Raw genomic sequence first — 18,655 nt, 5'->3', positions numbered from 1 at the left:
TGGAGTTGCGGGCTTCGATGATGAAGTTAGGCAGAGTAGAACCTTGGTCGGTAACTCAGGTAGGCCGTCGTTTCGGGGCCGACGTCCCCCACCGTGAGAGTTACGGCGCTGGTCCCGACTGGGCTGACCGGCCAGAAGGAATCGCCCGCGTGCAAACGGTCCCAATAGTTGATCCCGGTGGCCGCGTTGAAATCGTCCAGCAGCAGGATGCGCCGCCGGCCGGGGCGGGTGTCGATGTAGAGCGTCTGCCCCGAGGCCAGCGACACATCAAGGCGGTAAGCGGCTGTCGTGTAGCCCGACAGGGCCAGGGTGATGCCGTCCAGTGGGCCAGTGAACTTCCAGGTGGGCCAGGTTTCCACATCTCCGGCTACCGTCAGCGTGACCGCGCCGTTCAGGGAGTGCGTGGAGTTGATGTTCAGCCCGAAGAACGGCGTGCCGAAGAACGGCTTCAGCCCGGTGGCCGTGCTGGAGAACTGGATGTCGACGGTGCCGGTGGAGTACCAGAATGGGTCGATGGCTCGGAAGGTGAGGCCGTACTTCTGCCACAGAAACCCGGACTGCCCGGTGCCGTAGTCGCCTTCCGCGCCCCCGGTGAAGACGCAGTCGAGGTAGCGGCTGGTGGCATCGCCTTCGGTGAGCCGGATGCGGCCCAGCCCTCGGCCGGGGTTCAGGTAGGACAGCAGCTTCCTGCGGAACCGCAAGAAAATGCCCCGGTCAGGGCCTTCGACCATGACCGGAATGAAGATCTCGCGGGAGGTGTTGCGGGCCCCGCGCAGGTGCGCGCCATCGAGGCTGAGGCGCTCGTCGTAGAAGATTTCGACTGGTGGGGCGTCGAAGCCGGTGATCCCGGGGAGGGTGTAGATCCGTCCCCCGGTATCAGGGTCGGGACCGGCGAGGTTGAACCAGCTTTCCGGGACCGGTTCCAGGCTGTCGGTGACCTCAATGAGGTCGGCCCATTCGATCGCGGTACTCGGCCAACCGTGAGGCAAGGTTGGAGCTCCTTTCTAAATGACCCCAATTCGGGTCACAACGAGCTGTAGATGGAGTAATCTCGCCTGGCAAGCCATCAAGCACCAAGCTTGAGGTCTATTCAGCGTGCCGATGGTTAGGTATAAACACGTCCCGACATTGAAGTAATTTGCTTCGATTTGACAGCTATTAGGCATAGCAGTTTGCCATTTGGAGGGTAAAGGTGGGCGGAAGAGCTCAAAGATCAAACACTAAAAACAATGGGAGTGCACCAGACCCAGAAGCTGCCGCCAATGGCCGGAATATCCATAGCGGGAGCAGTAAAGTCGATAACGAGCAAGGAAATGACTCAGAGACCGCCGATAGCCGATTGGGGCGGAATTCGAACAACAACTCCGATGCGGAACAGGAGGATGAGGGCAGCAACTCCGATGCGGAACAGAATGGGGAGAATGTTGCCCAGAAGGGCGAACTAGGTGTTCAGATTACTCCAGCAGGAATTATTGCACTAACATTCACCCTAAGCCCGCTCATTCTTTCCACGATTCGTATAGTCGCTACGGCCAAGGGAGATACAGGGACTATCGCCATCCTGCTGCAAACACTCGATCCTGTGGCCATCGTTATCTCAACGATCATCACCCTCTGGCCCTATTTCATCGCCTTAGTTGTCGCCATTTTCGTTTTCTCTCTCCTCGGTAGGATTGAGACAACTAAAGGGTCGTTTGCGGCAGTCTTTATAGCCGGTGCAGTGTGTGTAACATTGGGACGGGGCCTATTCGGGAATTTAGGTGATGTTGCTGCCACTCTAGGCGTGGTTGCGGGGATCCTTACTTATGGCTTTTCCCGCAAGAAAGACAGTAGGATTCCATTTGCAATGCTCCTAACGAGCATGTTTGCCCTCATGGCGACCGCCGTTACTGTTCTTCCGTATCCGTGGCTTCCGCCTGAAGCAATAGAACGAAAATCCGATGTAGCGCAAACCGTATACGTTCTAGCCGTCGACGACATGTCAATGAAGGTTCTACACTTGGACGGCACCCCAGAGATCATTTCTCTGGATGATATAGCGAAGCGTAAGTATTGCCGAATGCCGCCAGTTGATTCCTTCCCTCTGGGATACATCAACTCGGGCATATCATTCTTGAGCAATCGACCCAAATTAGCGAATCTTCCAGCTTGCCCTAGCCAATGATGCCGGAAAGCTGGAATGCTCAATTTCTGTCACAATGCTTATCTGCTCACGCTGTTCATTAAAGATACACTTAGTTGTACAGCGCATCAGCCCGCTTCAGCGCGGCCGTGATCTGCCGCTCGGTCGGGATCGTGGGCGCGGCCGTCACATCCACGTCGTAGATCCGGGTGACGGACGCGGGCGCGTTTGAACGCTCCGTGCCCACCGACGCGAGGGCGTCGGCGTTGACCGACGACATGTTCAGATCGGCCGACAGTGTCGACCAGGCGCTGGTCACCGAGTCGGCGATCCCGACCGCGGAGTCGCTCACCATCCCGGCGGTCAGGTCGATGCCGTGGGCGAAGCCCTGCCCTGTGAACAGGCCCAGCGCTTGAGTGCGCTTGGACGGTGAGGCGATCTCCAGCTCGTCCTTCATGGCCCGGATCGCCTCGTCCACGATCCGGCGGAGCGCACCCGGGATTCCTCCGGCGCGAACTCCTGCGACGAAGCCGTCAGCAAGATCTTGGCCGAGTTCGCGCCACTGACCGGAGCTGTCCTTGATGACCTTGGTGGAGGCGGTCATCTCGTCGGAGACGGCGACCGAGACCGGGGCCAGGTTGGTTTTGAAGGAGGCCGCGACGCCCTTGGTGGAGGTGTCGCTGTCCTTGGCCAGGACGCCGAAGGACTTGGTTCCCGCCAACTGGATGGAATCGAACTTCGTCGACGCGTCGGCCGCCAGAACCCCGACGCTCTTGGAGATACTGCCGCTCGTGCCGAAATACGTGCCCAGCCACGAATTCAGCACTCCGCCGGTGTTGGACGTGCCTGACTTGATCGTCGAGTCGAGATCGGCGAAGGCGGTCCGCGCCGAGGAGGAGAACCCGCTGAAACTCGACTTCGCGGAATCCTTCAGATCCGCGAGCGTCTTTTCGGTGTTCTCCGTCTTCGCGGCTAGGCCATCCCACTCCAGGCCGGTTTCCCGGATGCTCCTCCCGAGATCTTCGTCGAAGAAGGAGACGAGATCACCGATCAGGCCGAGGAAGGAGGAAATGATTCCCTGTCCGCCGCTGCCGAAAAAGACACCGAGGGCGTTGAACGCGAACGACACCACATCGATCACGATCAAGATCGCCGCCCCGAGGGCGGTCCAGACGCCTTCCAGCCCGGATACGGAGTCGAAAAAGCGTTGCAGGGCGGGCAGCACATCGTCGGTGATCTTGGCCAGGAAGGCGGCGAAGTCGACTTCGCCGGTGAGGGAGAAGAACCAGGTGACGATCGCGGCGACCAGGCGCAGGACTTCCTCCATCACCTGCTCGCCCTTGGCGAACCAGACCTGGAGGGCTTGGTTGCCTTCGGCGCTGGTCACCCAGTCCAGGAACTTCTTGGCTCCGCGTTCGATGAATTCCAGGAGCTTCTGCCCGTACGGCTGGGCGGTCTGGAAGATCGTTATCAGGGCCAGGCCGAGCGGGCCGAGGATGCCGGCCAGGGATTTGACGGTTTGCCAGACGCGATCAAAGAAGTCGGCCAGCATTGCCCGGCCTTCTTCGGAGGAGACGACCTTGTTGATCCAGGCGGCGAAGTCCCGTGCCAGGAGGGCGACGTCCTCGACGAAGGGGCCCGCCGCGACAGCGAGGTCGAGCAGCGGATCGGCCAGCAGGAGGGCCGTCTGAAGGAGGGTGGCGAAGATCCGGTTGTTGGAGTCGAGAATCTTGCCGATCTTGTCTTCGGTGTCCGGCGTGTTCAGCCAGTCGAAGAAGGCTTCGGTGAATCCGCCGAACAGACCGGCACTGGTGACGATCTTGTCGTCGAACCGATCCAGGAGCCCTTCGGACTTTCTTAGCCCGGCCAGCAGCGGCGGATAGATCGCTTCCTGGATCCGCCATTGCAGCTGCTCCAGCCGGGGGAACATCCGGTTGGCCAGATACAGCACGAACTCCCGCGCGGCGGGGCTGAGCTTGGACAAGGCCAGGGCTGCCGCATTGGCGGCGGTGGCCGACCCGCCCACGGCCTCGCTGGCAGCCTGGCGGGCTTCGGCCAGCCGTTCCTCCGCGTCGGCGATCCGTTCCGCGCCGTCTGCGCGGATCTCGGCCAGGCGTTCCTCGCTGTCGGCCAGCCGGTCGGCCCCGTCCACCCGGGCGTCGGCCAGCGCGTCCTCGGCGTCGGCGATCTGCCGGGCCCCGTCCCGGCGGGCCTCGGCGATGTCCTTTTCGGCGTCGGCGACCTGGCGTGCCCCATCCCGCCGCGCCCGCGCAAGATCGCGTTCGGCGTCGCCGATCCGATCCAGGGCTTCTTCCTGCGCCTCGGCCAGGGCCCGCTGGGCGTCGGCCTGGGCCTGGGCCGCCTCGACCAGCGCTTGCTGGGCGTCCAGCACATCCCGGGAGCCCTCCACCCCGGCAGTGGTCGCCTCGTCGTATTCCTGCTGGAGGTCGGCGTTGGCCTCCTGGATCTCGGCCAGCCGCTGGAGGGCTTGCCGGTAGGCGAGATCGGCCTCTTGGGCGTCCAGGCCGTGCCGGGCCTGCTCTTCGGCGGTGGCGTCCGGGGCGTACTGCTTGGCCAGCTCCTCCTCTAGGGCCTGCTTGGCCCGGATCACCGCGAGCTGGGCGTCCTCTTCGTTCAGGGCGGAGCCCTGGACCGCTAGGGCGAGGTCTTCCAGCCGCTCCTTGGCCTGTACGCGGGCCTGGTTCAGCGCCTGCTGCGCCTCGGCGGTGTTGATGATCGCGTTCGCGTAAGAGCGTTCGGCCGACTCCACCGACCGGGCGGCCGAGGCGCGGGTGTCGGCCAGTGACTCCTCCGCGTCGGCGACCCGTTCGGCCCCCGCTTCGAGGGCGTCGGCGAGGTCGGCCCGCTGGTCGGCGATCCGGGCCGCGACGTCGGCGGTGACCTCGGCCAGCCGTTCCTGCGCTTCGGCGATCCGCTCGGCGACCTCCTCGCCCAGCTCGGCGTGATCTTCGAGGGAGTCGGCGATCTGCTCGCGCACGGCAGCGACCGCGTCGGCCAGATCCTCCTGGGCCCGCTTGATCGCCCGCGCGGCGGCGCGGGCGGCCGTAGCCGACCCGCCAAACCCACTCGCGCTTTGATCATTGGCGGCCATGACCGCCGACAGGGCATCCTCGACGCCGAACCAGGCGGCCTGGAGAACTCCTGCCCCCTGCACCACCGCCGCCAGCACGGCGGACAGCGCGGCCAGCGATCCGGCCGCGTAGACGGCGGATGACGCGAGGGCGGTGAACCCGCCGGCCAGCTGGGAGACGGCCGAGATGACCGGGCCGAGCGTGGTGCCGAGGGCAACGAACGCGACCAGGGCCAGGTAGCCGCCCCGGGCCAGCGAATACCGGACAGTGGTGGCGAATGCCTGCCCCAAAGCGAGCCCCGCCCGTGACCCCATCCGGCTGGCGCCGGAGACGATTCCGTTGTCGTCGGCGAACTTGCCGATGATGGAGGCTGCCTCCGTGAGGCCGCGCTGGGATGCTTCCTTCAGCCCGACGCGGACCGCGCGCTCGACCGAATAGACGCCGCGCTCGAACTTCGCCAGCGCGGCCAGCCCGCCATCAGAGGCGGCGTTGATGTCCCGGGCCAGCCGGGCGAACTCCGCGCGGAGCGACTCCGTCGAGCGGCGGGAGCGGCTCGTCTCCCGTTCAACGCTCGACGAGAGGGTCCGGAACTGGCGGACCAGGCTGGTGATGTGGCCCTGCTGGGCATGGTCGTAGGCGGCGATGTTCGCCGTCAGGGACCGGACGCGGGACTCGATGTCCCGCATCGAGGCGGTGATCGAGGCGTCATTCGCCGAGCGCAGCCCGGTCTTGACGGTCGTTTCGACCTGCCGCATCCGCGCGGTGATGTCGGCGGTGATCCGCGCCCAGGCGTCCTTGTAGGCGCGTTCGGTGTCGCGGGCCGCGCCCCGGTGGGCGGTGGAGATCTGACCGGCGACGTTCCGGGCGTCACCGGCCAGGATGCGCCAGGCGCGGGTCTGGGCGGCCGACATCGCCGTGGTGTCGGAACTCAGTTCCCTGATCACCGACCGGATGACGGCGAGCTCGCCGGCCAGGTCGGAGTCGCGCAGGTCGCGCGAGCCGTTGGCCAGGCTCAGCCGCAGCTCGTCCAGGGCCTTGCGGGCGTCGTTCAAACGGGCCGAGATTCCCCGGTCGATCTCCCGCGCGGTCGCGACATCGAAGGAGGCGAAACGCCGTTGCAGATCGGCCAGGAAGTCATCCCCGGAGGCGGGCGCGACTGGGATCTGGATCGCGACACCCCGCGCGCTCAGCTCGGCCGAGACACGCTCGGCCCACTGGCGGGTGAAGCCTTTGAGCTGGCCGGGGGTGATGTCCACGGTGAGGTCGTGGAGCTCGCCGAGCTCGGCGGCGGCCTTGGCCTTCAGCGCCGCGCCGAAGTCCTTCAACTGCGGCGTGATTTCGATGTAACCGGAGCCGAGCTTGCGGGCGCCAGCCTCTATTTAGATCATCCTTCCGACTTTCAACCCGGCGAAGACGGCCATCACCTCCTTCGGGCTCGCAAATTTCACCGGCTCCGGAGAATCCTCCGGACGCTGGGCAGGGGTCATGCTTGGACGGGGGAAAGGCGCAGGCAGCGGGTTGTCCTTGCCTTCGGCCTTGTGGATTTCGACCATCAGCCAGTTGGTGATGTTCAGGCGGTCGATGACGGCGGCGAGAAGATGTTCGGCGTTTCCCCAGTCGGCCGATCCGCCGCGCACAGCGGCGGCAAGGGCAGACTCGCCCGGCATGTTCACCAGCCGTTTGGCGAGCACCAGCAGACGGCGCAGGGACAGGCGATGCCGCCACAGGTCCAGCAGATCGACACCGAAGAAGCGAAGCAGATCGGCCTCAAGCTCTCCGGGATGCCGCCGGATCAGCCGGACGGCCCAGATCAGTTTCCCAGGCTGCCCGAACCGGTCGCGGCGGAGATGGCCTCCATCAGGCCGATGCCGTCGCGGACCTTCGGCTTGGTGGCGCGGAAGACGGCGAGCTGGTCTTCGCCGAGGATGCCTTCCACCGCCTTGGAGATGTTTCCCTCAGACAGGTGGGTGATTGAGTCGAACGGCCAGTCCAGCGGACCTGGAACCTCGTAGGTGACACCGGCGTATTCGACCGGGAACGCGCCGCCATTGGCTTCGGCCTCAAGCGCGGGAAGGGGTGCGGACTCAGACAGGGAGAGCTCCTCGGAAACTGATCAGGAGAAAGGGGAGAGGGGGAAGAGAGGCCGAAGCGCCGAGGTGTCAGGCGGCGGACATGTCGGCGTTGGTGAGGATGTAGCCCAGCGAGCCGCCCGAGTCCAGGGCGTCCAGGGTCACGCCGAGTGTCTGGGAGTCGACCCGGGTCAGCTTGAGACCCTCACGCTCGGAGACCATGCCGCGCGGGATGATCAGCCGGTTGGTGACCGCGCCGTCCGACCACTCCACCAGCAGGGCACGCTCGGCCAGCTCGGGCGTGGACTCCAGGTTCAACACGAACACGCCGGGGATCGGCGTGCCGGTGCCGTCCTCGGCAGGGGTCCATTCGGTCCCGAAGTAGAGGGCGGTGGCGTCGGCGTCGAACTGGCTGAGGGTGAACTTGATTTTGCAGCCTGCGGCGGTGACCACATATTTCACCGGCGTGGCGCTCTGCCACACTTCGACCGCGCTGGTGGTCACGCTGGGGGTGAGTTCGACGCCGGCCGGGGTCACGTAGCCGAGCTGCGTCCAGGACGCGCCCGGCGCGGTGGTGACATCAATGGGCGCGGTCGTGCCGACCGGCGCCATATAGATCGTTCCTTCAGGAGCAAAGCGAATGCTGGAGGCGTTGTTGGCAGACAAGAGTGAAAAGGCAGCCTTAAAGCTCGTAGACGAAGAGGGAAGCCCGGTAGATGAACCGCTGTTCGCCGGATTCCAGGTCGGCGGCGTCGAACGGGCCGAAGCCGTCTTGGACGTCGGCGACCATCACGGCGTTGATCGCGGTGGCGGGCAGGGATTCGAGAAGGAACTCGCGCACGGTGAGGGCGAGTTCGGCGGCGGCTTTCTTGGTTGCCGCGTAGCAGTTGAAGACGAGATCGAAGGCGTCCATGCGGTCGCGGACGATCCGCTGACCCGACACCAGGTTCACCACCACGGCGGAATCGCCGGTGGCGTGGGCGACCAGGTCAGCAGAAACCGGGACGTCCGCCAGCGGCGGATGGCAACGCAACGCTTCGATCGCTAGGGCGAGGGGATCGACCCGCAGAGCGGTTACCAGTCCTTAGCAGCGGCCAGGCTCAAGGCGTTGGCGAAGTTGAACCAGCCCGGAACCGACCGGCGGACGCCACCGCGGATCGGTCCGGCGCGGGTGCCGTACTCGACGGCGACGGTGTGGAAAGCCCGGCCGACGACGTACGCCTTGGGCAGGTCGTCGGCGGTCCACGCCAGTTCTGCGCCGATCTGGTCGCGGTACTTTCCCGATGCGACCGGCGCGCCGATGCGGGCGAAGCGGGCCACGTCCTGGGCCTTCTCCATCACCAGGGCCAGCAGCTCGGGCGAGTCGGCCAGCAGACTCAGGACTTCGGCCTGGTTGATCTCGACCTCGTTCACGCGGTCACCGTCCGGGCGGTGATCTTCATGAAGGTGGCGGTCCGTCCGGCCCACCGCACCGGCTCTCCGATCACCTCGCAGGCGAGTCCGTCGAGTAGCAGTCGGTCGGTGGCCAGCACGTCGGCGGCCTTGCAGTACACGTGGAATGTGGTAACCGTCGTTTCCCGATCCAACTCAGCCTCTCGCGAGGCGGCCGGGAGCACCACGCACGGCACCGATACCACCACGGCGGCGTTGACCCAGTCGCGGCGGTGGCCGTAGGCGTCGGCGACCAGCTCGGCGCGCAACACCGAAGCCACAGCATCGAACCTCACGATCCGCCGCCCGCGTGGACCGAGCCGATGCGGCGTCGGAACCGGCGCAGCGCCGCACGCGCCGCGCTGGAGAGCCCGGCCGTGTAGCGGGTGTAGGTGGTCTGGATCTCGCCGATCTGCTCCGAGGAGATGCCGGGGGCGGCGTTCAACGCGGCGATGACCTCGCCGCACACCACGGCCTTCACATCGCCCGGCGCCGTCAGGACGCCGGACTCATCGGTGAAGGTCTTGCGGCAGTAGGTGACCACCAGGGCCGAGACGTCGGTGATGAACGCCTCGGCCCGCGCCTGCTCGGCGGCGTCGAAGGAGCGGCCGAGCCGCGTCTCAATGTCATTAACGGTCACGAGGGACACTCAGCCGCCCCCTCTCGGATTGTTAGTTCGGGTGAGGGGTGGCAGGTCAGGCGTTGACGAGGGTGCCCGCGATGACCATCGCCTCCGGGCGGATGACCTTGGTGCCGAAGATGAAGCGGGCCTTGACGGCGTCGGTGAACTTCTTCTCTGGCCGGTACGGCTCCAGCTCCGACAGCTGCCCGGCGAAGGAGATAGCCATGTTGTGGCCGACGATGACGTGGATGCCCTTGGCGCCGTCGTGCGGCTTGCGCACGAACTTCTTGTTCGGGGTGGTCTCGCCCAGGTGCGCGCCGACGGTGTTGGAGACCAGGACGGGCATGCCGAGGATGCGGCCGACCTCGCCGTTGACCACCACGCTGCCCGCGCCGTACTTGCTGGCGTCGATGAAGCGTTCGTCCTTGAGGATGATCGCGTACTCGCGCGGGCCGAGCAGGATGTAGCGGCCCGAGGTCGGGACGTTGTCGATGTCGAGCTGGGTCCGCATGTCCACGAGCGTGTCGTAGAGGCTGGTGGCGTCCGGGGCGGGGAAGGCTTTGATGAAGCCGTGCAGGGTCGCGCCGCCGTTGTTGCGGTCCTTGGCCGTGATCGCGTCCACGATGGTCAGCGCGACGTGCTTGTCCATCGAGGCGGCGGTCGCCTTGGCATACTCCCGCAAAGCGGATTCCATGTAGTTGATGCCCGCGGCGGTGCGCAGCTGGTGCAGGGAGTCGACCTCGAAGTGCCAGGACCGCCACTGGTCGATGCGCATCGTGAGCGCGTCGACGCCGAGCTTGTCGGCTTCGCCGATCTCCCCGTACGCCTCGCCGGTGGTCTGGATGGTCGGGTCGGCCAGGAAGTGCGGGATGCGGATGGTGTCACCGGCGTGAGCGAAGGATCCTTCGTAGGCGCGGTTGGTGACGGTCGGCGAGGCCAGGATCAGGGAGGCTTCGAGGTCTTCGATGGTCTGGGCCGACCAGATCTCGGGAATCCAGGTCCCGGCCAGATCCGGCGGCATGTGCAGCATCCCGGACTGGACCGCGATGCCGGCAGTGATACTCCAGGTCAAAAGGCTGTTACTCCAAGGGTGGGGTTAGCTGGGGCCGCGCATCAGCACGTCCAGGCGGCCTTCACGGCGGGCCTGGCTGATCTGGGCGGGACTCATCCGGGCGAGATCGGCGCGGGTGAGCTGGCCGGGAACGCCCGGCGTGGTGGCCTGCGGCCCGAGCCCGAGGTTCGGCGCGTACGCCGTCTTGGGCGGGGTGGCCGTGGTGGCGATGTCCGGACCGGTGGTGCTGGTCTTCAGCGAGGCGACCACGGCGGCAATCGCCTCTGAATCGGGGTCGCCGGTCGCGTTGAGCAGGCCAGACAGGTTGAGGAGCCCGGACAGGGCGTCTGGGACCTCGATCCCGGCCCTGGCGGCCTGGGCAGTCAGTTCGGCCTTGGCCAGCCGGGCCCCGACCTCGGCGAGGGTGGCCGAACGGGCTTCCGCGCGGGCGGTCTCGACCGCCCGTTCGGCGTCGCTCAGCGATGCCTGGCGCAGGGTCTCCAGCTCGGTCGAGGTGGTCTTCCATGCCTTCTCGTGCTTGCGCGCGAGGCTGCGCCACTTGTCGAGTTCGGCCTGAAGATCCGTGTCGGCGACAGGCTCGGAAACAGGGGCGGTAACGGGCTCGGGGGCCGGGCCGGTCGGGGCGGTGGGCTCGGTCATGCGGGGTACCTCCATGTCGGCGGCAAAAGGAAAGCCCCGCATGTCGCGGGGCCGTTAAACGGGATTGAGTCTCAGCGGACAGGGTGTATGCGCCTGGGTGCGGCTGTGATCAACCTGTGTCGCTAATGGGCTGGCCGACGGATACGGGGATCGGCTTTCATGCAGGAATCAGCACCACTGCAACATCCGGGCAAGATCACCTTGGAGGGATCGGCATGCCGGAGTTGGAGTTCTCGTCCCGCCAAGAAGGCGCAATCGTGATCATCTCGATTGGGGGCGAGCTGGATGCCCAGCTTGAGGTCGCCCTGCACGACCGCATCGAAGCCACCGTCCGGCAGGCAGCGGGCAGCACTGACGGTAAGTTCTCCGTCCGGCTGATCCTTGACCTATCGGGTGTCACTTTCCTCGACAGCTCAGCCATCAGAGTGATCATCAATGCTCTGATTGGCCCCAACCGGCCGACGAAGTGGGCTGTGATCGGGGGAATGTCGGGCCGCGTGGAACGTTCGATGGGGCTTCTCGGCCTGACCGACCGCCTGCCGATCTTTGCAACCGCAGCGCAGGCCATGGACGCGGCCCGACTGGAGAGCTAAAGCAGCCACTTGAGGGTTAGGCGGCCTTGGCGGTCGGCCTCTTCTTCGCCACAGTCTTATCCACAGGTTCGTCCACAGCTTTCTTCGCTGAGGCGGGCGTGTTCTGCGCGGCGACCGGGACGGAGCCGTCCGGATTGAGTCCGAGCGTGTCGGCCTTCTCGATCGCCATCTCGTAGTCGAGCTGGCGCAGTTCGGGGAAGCGGGCGATCTGCTGGGGCGAATAGCCCACGTCCATCCACAGCTGGGCCTTCGGCACGTCCAAGCCCTGGGCCAGCTTCACCGCGCCGTCGATCATGGCGCCCTTGGCCTGGTACTCCGGATCGGCCCAGATCACCTCGGCGTCGAACGCCTTGGCCCGCTTGTCGCCCTTCACCTGGAAGGCCAGACGCATGACGCGCTCCCACGCCTCCCCGAAGTGGATCATCCGCTCGCGGGCTTTGTTGACCAGGCCCGCCTCGGCGGAGGTGATCGCCTCCCCGCTGGGGGCTTGGCCGCCGTTGAGCAGGAAGTAATGGAACGGGATGCGGGAGATGGAGGCCAGCTGCTGCACCAGGGCGTTGATCAGGTGCACATAGTTCTGAAGGTCGGCGGCGGCGAACTGCCCGAACACCGTCGCCGGGTCCTCGGCCATCAAAATGCGATCGATGGCGATTTGGAACTGGGACTTGGCCTTGCCGTTCTCGTCTTCCTCGATCTCCATCCCGGCGATGTAGCGCTGCGGGAAGGCGGCGTACTCGGAGGCGACGATCGCGTCCGCGGCGACCTTGGTCACCGCGTCGATCAGCGGGATGCACGGCTCCAGCTCGCTGAACGGCGTGCGCAGAAGTCGCGTCCGGTTGTATAGCGGCACGACCGGGACCACACCCAGCGGATTGTCGGTGGTCTGGATGTCGTTCCAGTTGATCCGCTGGTTCGGCTTCGGTTCGACGGCCGAGGTGTGGACGTGATCGGGCGTCCACAACGTCGCGTACTCCCGGCCCCAATCGTCCCGGTACCGTTTGAGGGCGGCCATCAGCTCCCGGCGCGAGCCGGGCTTGTACTGCACGGCCACCTCCATCGCCGACTCCGGCGAGATGACCGGCTCCGGGCCGTCTTCGCCGCTGCCGTCTTCGCCCCAGACCACGACGTAGGAGGCCGACAGGGCCAGGGTGTCGATGTGGGCGGCGTTGGAATCGGCGTCCAGGCCGTTGCGCTGCCACATCTCCCACGCATCAGCGTCAGCTTCGGGGTCTTCGGTCATCCGGAAGCCGTCGATCTTCAACCGTTCGCTGATCGAGTCGACGATCAGCCCGCCGAAGTTGACCCGCCAGGTGGCGAACAGCGCCTGGAACGCCTCCTGGAAGCGGGCCTGCTGGAAGGCCAGCGGCAGCGGAGTGGAGTCGTAGTAGTCGGCGTAGCGCCGCAGCTGGGTCTGGTTGGTGGCCAGGCGGCCGTCCAGGTAGGTGATCCACTCGGCCGGGGAGGCCGGGGGCGACCCGAGGGAACTCAAAAGCCGACGACTCTCCGTTTCTTCTTGTTCAATCGGCCATCGGCGATGGCGTCCGCACGCGCCTCATACGCGAGAATCGCCGCGATCGCGGCGTCGATCTTGCGCTTGGACTTGGCGTGCTCCTTGGAGAGCACGTAGCCGGAGCGGACCTCACGCTTGTGGGTGTTGGCGATATGCCGCGCCAAGCGCGGGTGGCCGGTGTGGATCAGCGCGTCGGTGACCACGGCGGTGTGGAACCGCTCGATCGCGCGGGCCATGTTCGCCTCACGGCCGGTCCAGAACTCGAACACGACCGTGTCGCCGAACTCCAGCGCCCACCGGCCGACGATGTCCTGCCAGTAGGCCGGGTCGGCGTACATCCACTGCACGTCGAAGGTCGTGAACGCCTGGTGCACGGCGGCGTCCACCGCGAGCACGTCCACCTCCCAGTCCGGGAGGCCGTTGGACTCCCATATCCCGAGAGGATGGATCAATCCGTCGTGCAGACGGCAGGCCACCAGCGCGGTGGCGTCGTCGCGGATACTTCCGTCGAACCCGAGCGCGATGCGATCCCCGGGTCGCAGCTCCTCGTCGACCTGGCGGCCGAGCCAGACGGCGGGAGTGATCCACGACTCGGCCGACCGGACGATCTTGTTGAGGTAGAAGCGGTAGCCGTCCTCGGGCGGGGTGCGTGGGTCGGCGATCTCGCCGATCACGCGGTCCAGGTCAACCCAGGTGGCGTCGCCGTAGGCTTCGATCAGCCCGGCGCGCAGCGCGACAACGTCCTTCAGGTCGATGCCGTCCGGCGCTTCCAGGCAGTCGTAGAGAATGTCGGAGAAGCCCGATTCCTCGACCTGCTTCAGGAACGCTTCGTGGGTGAGCTGGGCGATGGAGTCGGTGTTGGGGTTGTAGGCGTTGGTCGTCTCGACATACCGCGCCAGGCCACCGGGATTCTTACCGATGTTGCGGGCGATGACGCGCGCCACCCCGTGCCCACCAGCCGATTCAGTCCAGTGATGGGTCTCGTCCAGCACGGCGAAGGTCGGCCGGCCACCCTCCAGAGAAGCGCTCTGGGAGGTGACGGGCTCGATCTTGCCGGGGCGGCCGTCCTTGAACTGGATCAGCGTCTTGCCGACCTGGAGGCCGTAGTCGGCCACCAGGCGGGAGGCGACCAACATGCCGCGGACCAGGTCCAAAGTGTTGGTCGTCTGATGAATCGCGGTGGCGGCGATCTGAATCCACGGCGCGGCCACCGGCTTGCCGACCGGATTCCCGGCGGAATCGAAGTGGGAGAACCGGCAGGGGCCGAGCATTTCGATCAAGCACAGCGCCGCCAGCAGCGGCGACTTACCCCAACCTTTTGCGCGTCTCAGCGAGGCGGATCGGTAGATCCATCTGCCGCGTTCGTCGATCGCGTACAGCCAGAGGATGAACCGCTTCTGCTCACGAGTGAACCGCCATGGCTCACCAGCGCGTTCTCCATCGGGCTGGACGATGTAGCGTTCGGCCCAGCGAAGGATCTGGTAGCCGAGAGTTCGAGTGGGGTGTGGGACCGTCGCCGGGATATTGCCCGACTGGGGCACTAACGCCCTCCCCACTCGATGAGCAGGCGGTCCCCCTTGGCGGAGTTGCAGGCATCACAGGCGGGAACAACGTTTGTGGCGGTGTGGCCGCCGCCCCGAGCCAGTGCATCTACGTGATCAAGCACGGTTGCGGGCGCAAGGCAGTACGCGCACAATCCCTGGTAGTAGGCGGTCAACACATCCCAGTGCGCCGAGGTGAGGTCGCCTTCACGCTGGTAGAAGAGGCGGCGTTTGCTATTCGCCTCGATCTTGCGCTTCCGGAATTCGGGGTCGGTTTGATAGCGATCCCTGAAACGTTGTCTCTCGCGCTCCCGCTCGCGAGCGCGCACTGAAGGGTCGGTGCGTGCTGCCGCCCGGCGCATGCGTTCGCCCTCGTTGTAGCAGGTACGGCAGAGCCGCTGCCCGTGATAGAGATCACGAGATTTGCAGGACTTGCATCCGTCAGGTTCAGCCACTCAGCTCCCGGTACAACTCGAAGTCGACGACGTGCCCGGTGTCTTCGTCGGGCGGCCCCGTCTCCGGCGCGGCATCCTCGTGCGGCTTGATCTGAAGCCGCAGCCGGGCCCGGTCTTCGGGGGTGGCGCCGAACTTGGCCATGCGCTGGCGCAGCTCGCCCGCGTGCTTGAGGTCGCCGGTGAAGAACGCGTCCGCCAGGTAGGCGGTCTCGATCAGGAACATCCAGTCGGTGCTGGTGAAGGTCTTGGCCTGCGGCGATTCCTTCCAGGTCTCCCACCACCGTTTGGTCTGAGTGGCCCAGCCGCCTTCTTTATTCGGCAGGCGCGGCTTGGCTGCGGTGGTGGGGGTGTCGTCGATGACGGTCGCCTTCTCCTCGATCCGCCGCCGCGTGTCGCGGGGGCGGGAATGGACGGGGTTCGGCGGAGGTCCGGGCATGCGAAAGATCCCTTCCATGTCGGCGGGACAGACGAGGGAGGCCGCCATGTCGGCGGCCAGGGTGAAGGTCAGAAGCCTCGGTCGAGGCGGGTCTTGACCTGGTGGCAGAAGGCGCACAGCAGCTGAAGGTTGGCCAGCTCCCAGCCGCCGCCCCGGGCGACGGGAACAATGTGGTCCACCTGGTCAGCGCCGATCCGGCCGCAGGCCCGGCATAGGTGACGGTCACGGGCAATCACCAGCTTGCGCAGCGTCCGCCAGTTCGGCGGGCGGCTGCCGTTCCTGGGAGAGGTGGAGATCCACGCCTTGCGGGCGTGGGCTGCGCATTTGCCCTCCCGCACGGAGGGCCTGGTGCAGTCTGCGTGACCGCAGACCGATCGTGCTCGTGGCAGGGTGCAGCTCCTCCTCGCGCCCCCAGGCGCGATCAGTTGGGGGAGGGAGCACCACCGGGAGGTGGTGCGACAGGGGGCAGTGACGCTGCCCCACCAGGGCAGCAGAGTGAAGCCGCCCGCCAGGCGGCAAATGCAGTGGGGCCGCCTCCAGGCGGCAGTCAGGTGGAGCTGCCGAAGGGCAGCTCGAATGTGTCACCCCTAGGGGGAGCCGCCGTCAAGGCGGCTCCTGTCCACTGGAACCGCCTCCTGGCGGTTCCAGTGGGAGCTGCTCCTTCGGGCAGCTCCTCAGTGCAGTTGTCCTGGAGCCTCCTGCCGGAGGCTCACTGGATACTTTCTTCCTTCACCCCGGCCTGGGGCCGGGTCTGTACCGGTTTTCCACTGCCCTCCCCCTTAATCCCCCTCCCACCTCTTCATACTGTTGTGCAATCCCATAGTGCCCGGTGAGGCGTCTGTGACGTTTGTCACAGTTGAACCGGATTGCGAGCGCTAAGTAAAGCCCTGTACTCTTGAAGTGTAGCCCGATAGCACCTCTCGGGGTGCTGGCCTCCGAAGGAGCCCCCCATGACCCCCTCCGCCACCAACCCGCACTGGGTCCAGCGCTGGCACAACCTCCGCCGCGCCGATGACGCGGACCCGGCCTGCCTGGACGCCTGGGTCCTGGGCGTGGCCACCACCCGGTACTGGCAGCGCCGCGACGCGGCCTGAACCAACGACCGGGCTCACCTTCTCATCCCCTACCTGCCCGTTTCAACCACTAGATCCGATTCGGAGTCCCCATGCCCATACCCCGGTCCACACCGCCCGCCACCCCCATACGCCCGCGGCGACCAGCCGCGCCTCGATACCCGAGCGGTTTCTTATGAATGGAGTTTCTTGCGTCAGATCCCCTGGCGGGTGGCTGGGCAGGAGGTCGTGGTCAACGTCGCCGAGGGCGAGGAGGACATCCTCGCCTTCCGCGAGTTCGTCACCACGGCCGGTCCGCTGGCCTTCGACACCGAGACCACCGGCCTGGACATCTACGCCTCCGACTGTCGGGTACGCCTCGCCCAGTTCGGCACCGGCCGAACCGCGTGGGTGCTGCCCGTCGAGTCCGGGCCGCAATGGGCGGACCTGGCCGCCTGGGCGCTGCGCACCGCCGAACGGCTGTACTGCCACAACGCCACCTTCGACCTGCTGGTGGCGGACGCCCACCTCCGGGTGCCGCTGGAGGTCACCTACCTCAAGACCGTCGACGTGCGGATCATGGCCCACCTGACCGATCCCCGCTCGGCGCATGAGGGCGGGACCGGGCACAGCCTGGAAGCCCTCACCCGCGCCCACCTCGACGCCGAGGTGGCCGACCAGGTCAAGGGCGCCATGCGGGAGCTGGCGCGTGAGCTGAAGACCACCAAGGGCGAGATCTTCCGCATCGTCCCGCTCGACCACCCGCGCTACCTGCTGTACGCGGGCATGGATGTGCTCCTCACCTCTCGACTTTTCGAACACATGCTCTATTCTGTTCCTCACGCTTCGCGTCGTTTGGTCGTCTTTGAGCACCAAGTGGCCTATGTGTGCGCGATCATGGAGAGAAAGGGCTTTCTTGTCGACATCCCCTACACCCTGCAACTCGCTGACCGTCTGGAACGCCAGGCGAAGCAGCATGCCGATACCGCCGCCGCCCTCGGCGTGGATAACGTTAACTCCACCGACCAGGTCGCCCAGGCCCTGACCCGCCGCGGAGCGGCGCTCACCGAGACCACCGCGACCGGCAAACCCAAGGTCGACAAGGCGATCCTGGACCGCCTGGTCGCCGACGGCGACGAACTGGCGATCGCGGTCCAGCGCGCCAAACGGGCCTCCAAGTGGAAGACCACCTACGCCGACACCTTCCTGGAACTGGCCGACCCCGGCCACCGCATCCACTGCGGCATCAACAGCCTGGCCGCCCGGACCGCGCGCATGTCGATCACGCGGCCAGCACTCCAGACCCTCCCCTCCGGGGAGCACATGATCCGATCCTGCTACCTGGCCGAGGAGGGCGAGGTGATCATCTCCGTGGACTACCAGGCCATCGAACTGCGCGTGCTCGCCGCGCTCGCGGGAGAGAGGAAGATGATCGAGGCCATCCGGGCGGGGAAGGACCTGCACGGGCTGACCGCGAGCCTGGTGTTCGGGCCGGACTACAGCGACACGCAGCGCAAAGCCGCCAAAATCCTCGGGTTCGGCAAGGTGTACGGGGGTGGGCCCGCCACCCTGGCCCGCCAGACCGGCCTGTCGGTCGCCGACGCCCGGCGGGTGGTCGCCGCCTACGACGAGGGCTACCCCGCCATCGCCCGCTACACCAAGCAACTCCAGGCCGACCTGCCACGCCAGGGCTTCGCCGTGGTGACCGGCAACGGCCGCCGCCTGCCCGTGGATCGTGCCAAACCCTACGCGGCCCTCAACTTCATGATTCAAAGTACCGCCCGGGACATGCTCGCGGCGGGTCTGCTGGAGATCCACAAGCAGGGACTGCTGGACTATCTGCGGCTGCCCGTGCACGACGAGGTGATCGCCTCAGCCCCGGCCGAGGACGCCAAGGAGGTCGCTCACGCCCTGGCGGACGCCATGGCCGGGCAGATCAACGGCGTTCCCTTGGCCACCGAGGCCGAGATCGGCGGCCGATCCTGGGGGAGTCTGTACACGTGAGATGTCTCTTTCTTCCA

The 18,655-nt window shown here is 66.1% G+C and carries 20 protein-coding genes; 4 read left to right on the top strand and 16 right to left on the bottom strand.

Annotated features, from left to right (window positions below):
• Positions 1-26: 26 nt before the first annotated feature.
• Positions 27-989 carry a hypothetical protein gene (locus tag ABGB08_RS21570; protein WP_347592970.1) on the bottom strand — a complete coding sequence of 321 codons (963 nt, stop codon included), beginning with the start codon at positions 987-989 and terminating at the stop codon, positions 27-29.
• 203 nt (positions 990-1,192) lie between these two features.
• On the opposite strand from ABGB08_RS21570, the gene ABGB08_RS21565 reads away from it, so the two are divergent.
• Positions 1,193-2,164, top strand: coding sequence for a hypothetical protein (locus ABGB08_RS21565; protein ID WP_347592968.1), 972 nt, complete (start codon positions 1,193-1,195; stop codon positions 2,162-2,164).
• A 70-nt stretch (positions 2,165-2,234) separates the two neighbouring features.
• Here ABGB08_RS21565 and ABGB08_RS21560 read toward each other — a convergent pair whose 3' ends face one another.
• The 10 genes from ABGB08_RS21560 to ABGB08_RS21515 form a co-directional block, all read right to left on the bottom strand.
• Positions 2,235-6,539, bottom strand: a complete 4,305-nt coding sequence (locus ABGB08_RS21560) for a hypothetical protein (protein ID WP_347592966.1) — start codon at positions 6,537-6,539, stop codon at positions 2,235-2,237.
• 54 nt (positions 6,540-6,593) lie between these two features.
• Complete coding sequence (locus ABGB08_RS21555) at positions 6,594-6,905, bottom strand: hypothetical protein (RefSeq protein WP_347592964.1); 312 nt, start codon at positions 6,903-6,905, stop codon at positions 6,594-6,596.
• 119 nt (positions 6,906-7,024) lie between these two features.
• A complete protein-coding gene (locus tag ABGB08_RS21550; RefSeq protein ID WP_347592962.1) occupies positions 7,025-7,150 on the bottom strand; it encodes a hypothetical protein in 126 nt (41 codons plus the stop codon).
• A 223-nt stretch (positions 7,151-7,373) separates the two neighbouring features.
• Positions 7,374-7,895: a hypothetical protein gene (locus ABGB08_RS21545; protein ID WP_347592960.1), complete on the bottom strand. Its 522-nt coding sequence runs from the start codon at positions 7,893-7,895 to the stop codon at positions 7,374-7,376.
• 70 nt (positions 7,896-7,965) lie between these two features.
• Entirely contained in the window at positions 7,966-8,316 is a 351-nt protein-coding gene (locus ABGB08_RS21540; protein WP_347592958.1) for a hypothetical protein, read from the bottom strand.
• 41 nt (positions 8,317-8,357) lie between these two features.
• Positions 8,358-8,696: a hypothetical protein gene (locus ABGB08_RS21535; protein ID WP_347592956.1), complete on the bottom strand. Its 339-nt coding sequence runs from the start codon at positions 8,694-8,696 to the stop codon at positions 8,358-8,360.
• Positions 8,693-8,995, bottom strand: a complete 303-nt coding sequence (locus tag ABGB08_RS21530) for a hypothetical protein (protein WP_347592954.1) — start codon at positions 8,993-8,995, stop codon at positions 8,693-8,695. Before ABGB08_RS21530 ends, ABGB08_RS21535 begins: the two co-directional genes overlap by 4 nt.
• 11 nt (positions 8,996-9,006) lie before the next feature.
• A complete protein-coding gene (locus tag ABGB08_RS21525) occupies positions 9,007-9,354 on the bottom strand; it encodes a hypothetical protein (protein ID WP_347592952.1) in 348 nt (115 codons plus the stop codon).
• A gap of 55 nt (positions 9,355-9,409) precedes the next feature.
• Entirely contained in the window at positions 9,410-10,408 is a 999-nt protein-coding gene (locus ABGB08_RS21520) for a hypothetical protein (protein ID WP_347592950.1), read from the bottom strand.
• Between the two features lie 24 nt (positions 10,409-10,432).
• Complete coding sequence (locus ABGB08_RS21515) at positions 10,433-11,047, bottom strand: hypothetical protein (protein ID WP_347592948.1); 615 nt, start codon at positions 11,045-11,047, stop codon at positions 10,433-10,435.
• Between the two features lie 215 nt (positions 11,048-11,262).
• Here ABGB08_RS21515 and ABGB08_RS21510 point away from each other — a divergent pair, with 215 nt between their 5' ends.
• On the top strand, positions 11,263-11,640 hold the full coding sequence (locus tag ABGB08_RS21510; RefSeq protein WP_347592946.1) for an STAS domain-containing protein: 378 nt from the start codon (positions 11,263-11,265) through the stop codon (positions 11,638-11,640).
• Positions 11,641-11,656: 16 nt separating this feature from the next.
• On the opposite strand, the gene ABGB08_RS21505 is transcribed toward ABGB08_RS21510, so the two are convergent.
• The 5 genes from ABGB08_RS21505 to ABGB08_RS21485 form a co-directional block, all read right to left on the bottom strand.
• Complete coding sequence (locus tag ABGB08_RS21505; RefSeq protein ID WP_347592944.1) at positions 11,657-13,129, bottom strand: phage portal protein; 1,473 nt, start codon at positions 13,127-13,129, stop codon at positions 11,657-11,659.
• Complete coding sequence (locus ABGB08_RS21500; protein WP_347592942.1) at positions 13,126-14,691, bottom strand: terminase TerL endonuclease subunit; 1,566 nt, start codon at positions 14,689-14,691, stop codon at positions 13,126-13,128. The genes ABGB08_RS21505 and ABGB08_RS21500 overlap by 4 nt, the downstream gene beginning before the upstream one ends.
• Complete coding sequence (locus ABGB08_RS21495) at positions 14,691-15,146, bottom strand: HNH endonuclease (RefSeq protein ID WP_347592940.1); 456 nt, start codon at positions 15,144-15,146, stop codon at positions 14,691-14,693. The genes ABGB08_RS21500 and ABGB08_RS21495 overlap by 1 nt, the downstream gene beginning before the upstream one ends.
• Positions 15,139-15,582 (bottom strand): hypothetical protein, encoded by a 444-nt coding sequence (locus tag ABGB08_RS21490; protein ID WP_347592938.1) that lies wholly within the window; start codon positions 15,580-15,582, stop codon positions 15,139-15,141. The genes ABGB08_RS21495 and ABGB08_RS21490 overlap by 8 nt, the downstream gene beginning before the upstream one ends.
• A gap of 68 nt (positions 15,583-15,650) precedes the next feature.
• Positions 15,651-15,920, bottom strand: coding sequence for an HNH endonuclease signature motif containing protein (locus ABGB08_RS21485; RefSeq protein WP_347592936.1), 270 nt, complete (start codon positions 15,918-15,920; stop codon positions 15,651-15,653).
• Between the two features lie 612 nt (positions 15,921-16,532).
• Between ABGB08_RS21485 and ABGB08_RS21480 the strand changes: the two genes are divergently transcribed.
• Both ABGB08_RS21480 and ABGB08_RS21475 read left to right on the top strand, forming a co-directional pair.
• On the top strand, positions 16,533-16,676 hold the full coding sequence (locus ABGB08_RS21480; RefSeq protein WP_347592934.1) for a hypothetical protein: 144 nt from the start codon (positions 16,533-16,535) through the stop codon (positions 16,674-16,676).
• A 168-nt stretch (positions 16,677-16,844) separates the two neighbouring features.
• Positions 16,845-18,638 (top strand): DNA polymerase, encoded by a 1,794-nt coding sequence (locus ABGB08_RS21475; protein ID WP_347592932.1) that lies wholly within the window; start codon positions 16,845-16,847, stop codon positions 18,636-18,638.
• The last annotated feature ends 17 nt before the right edge of the window (positions 18,639-18,655 follow it).

It is taken from the genome of Acrocarpospora sp. B8E8, assembly GCF_039871605.1.
Taxonomy (GTDB): domain Bacteria; phylum Actinomycetota; class Actinomycetes; order Streptosporangiales; family Streptosporangiaceae; genus Acrocarpospora; species Acrocarpospora macrocephala.
The sequence above is the reverse complement of the archived record's forward strand: the minus strand, read 5'-3'. Positions and strand labels throughout refer to the sequence as shown.

Excerpts from the sequence above, each read along its gene's own strand:
- ABGB08_RS21545 (WP_347592960.1), bottom strand. The coding sequence starts at position 7,895 with ATGGCGCCGGTCGGCACGACCGCGCCCATTGATGTCACCACCGCGCCG.
- ABGB08_RS21515 (WP_347592948.1), bottom strand. The coding sequence starts at position 11,047 with ATGACCGAGCCCACCGCCCCGACCGGCCCGGCCCCCGAGCCCGTTACC.
- ABGB08_RS21510 (WP_347592946.1), top strand. The coding sequence starts at position 11,263 with ATGCCGGAGTTGGAGTTCTCGTCCCGCCAAGAAGGCGCAATCGTGATC.
- ABGB08_RS21490 (WP_347592938.1), bottom strand. The coding sequence starts at position 15,582 with ATGCCCGGACCTCCGCCGAACCCCGTCCATTCCCGCCCCCGCGACACG.
- ABGB08_RS21480 (WP_347592934.1), top strand. The coding sequence starts at position 16,533 with ATGACCCCCTCCGCCACCAACCCGCACTGGGTCCAGCGCTGGCACAAC.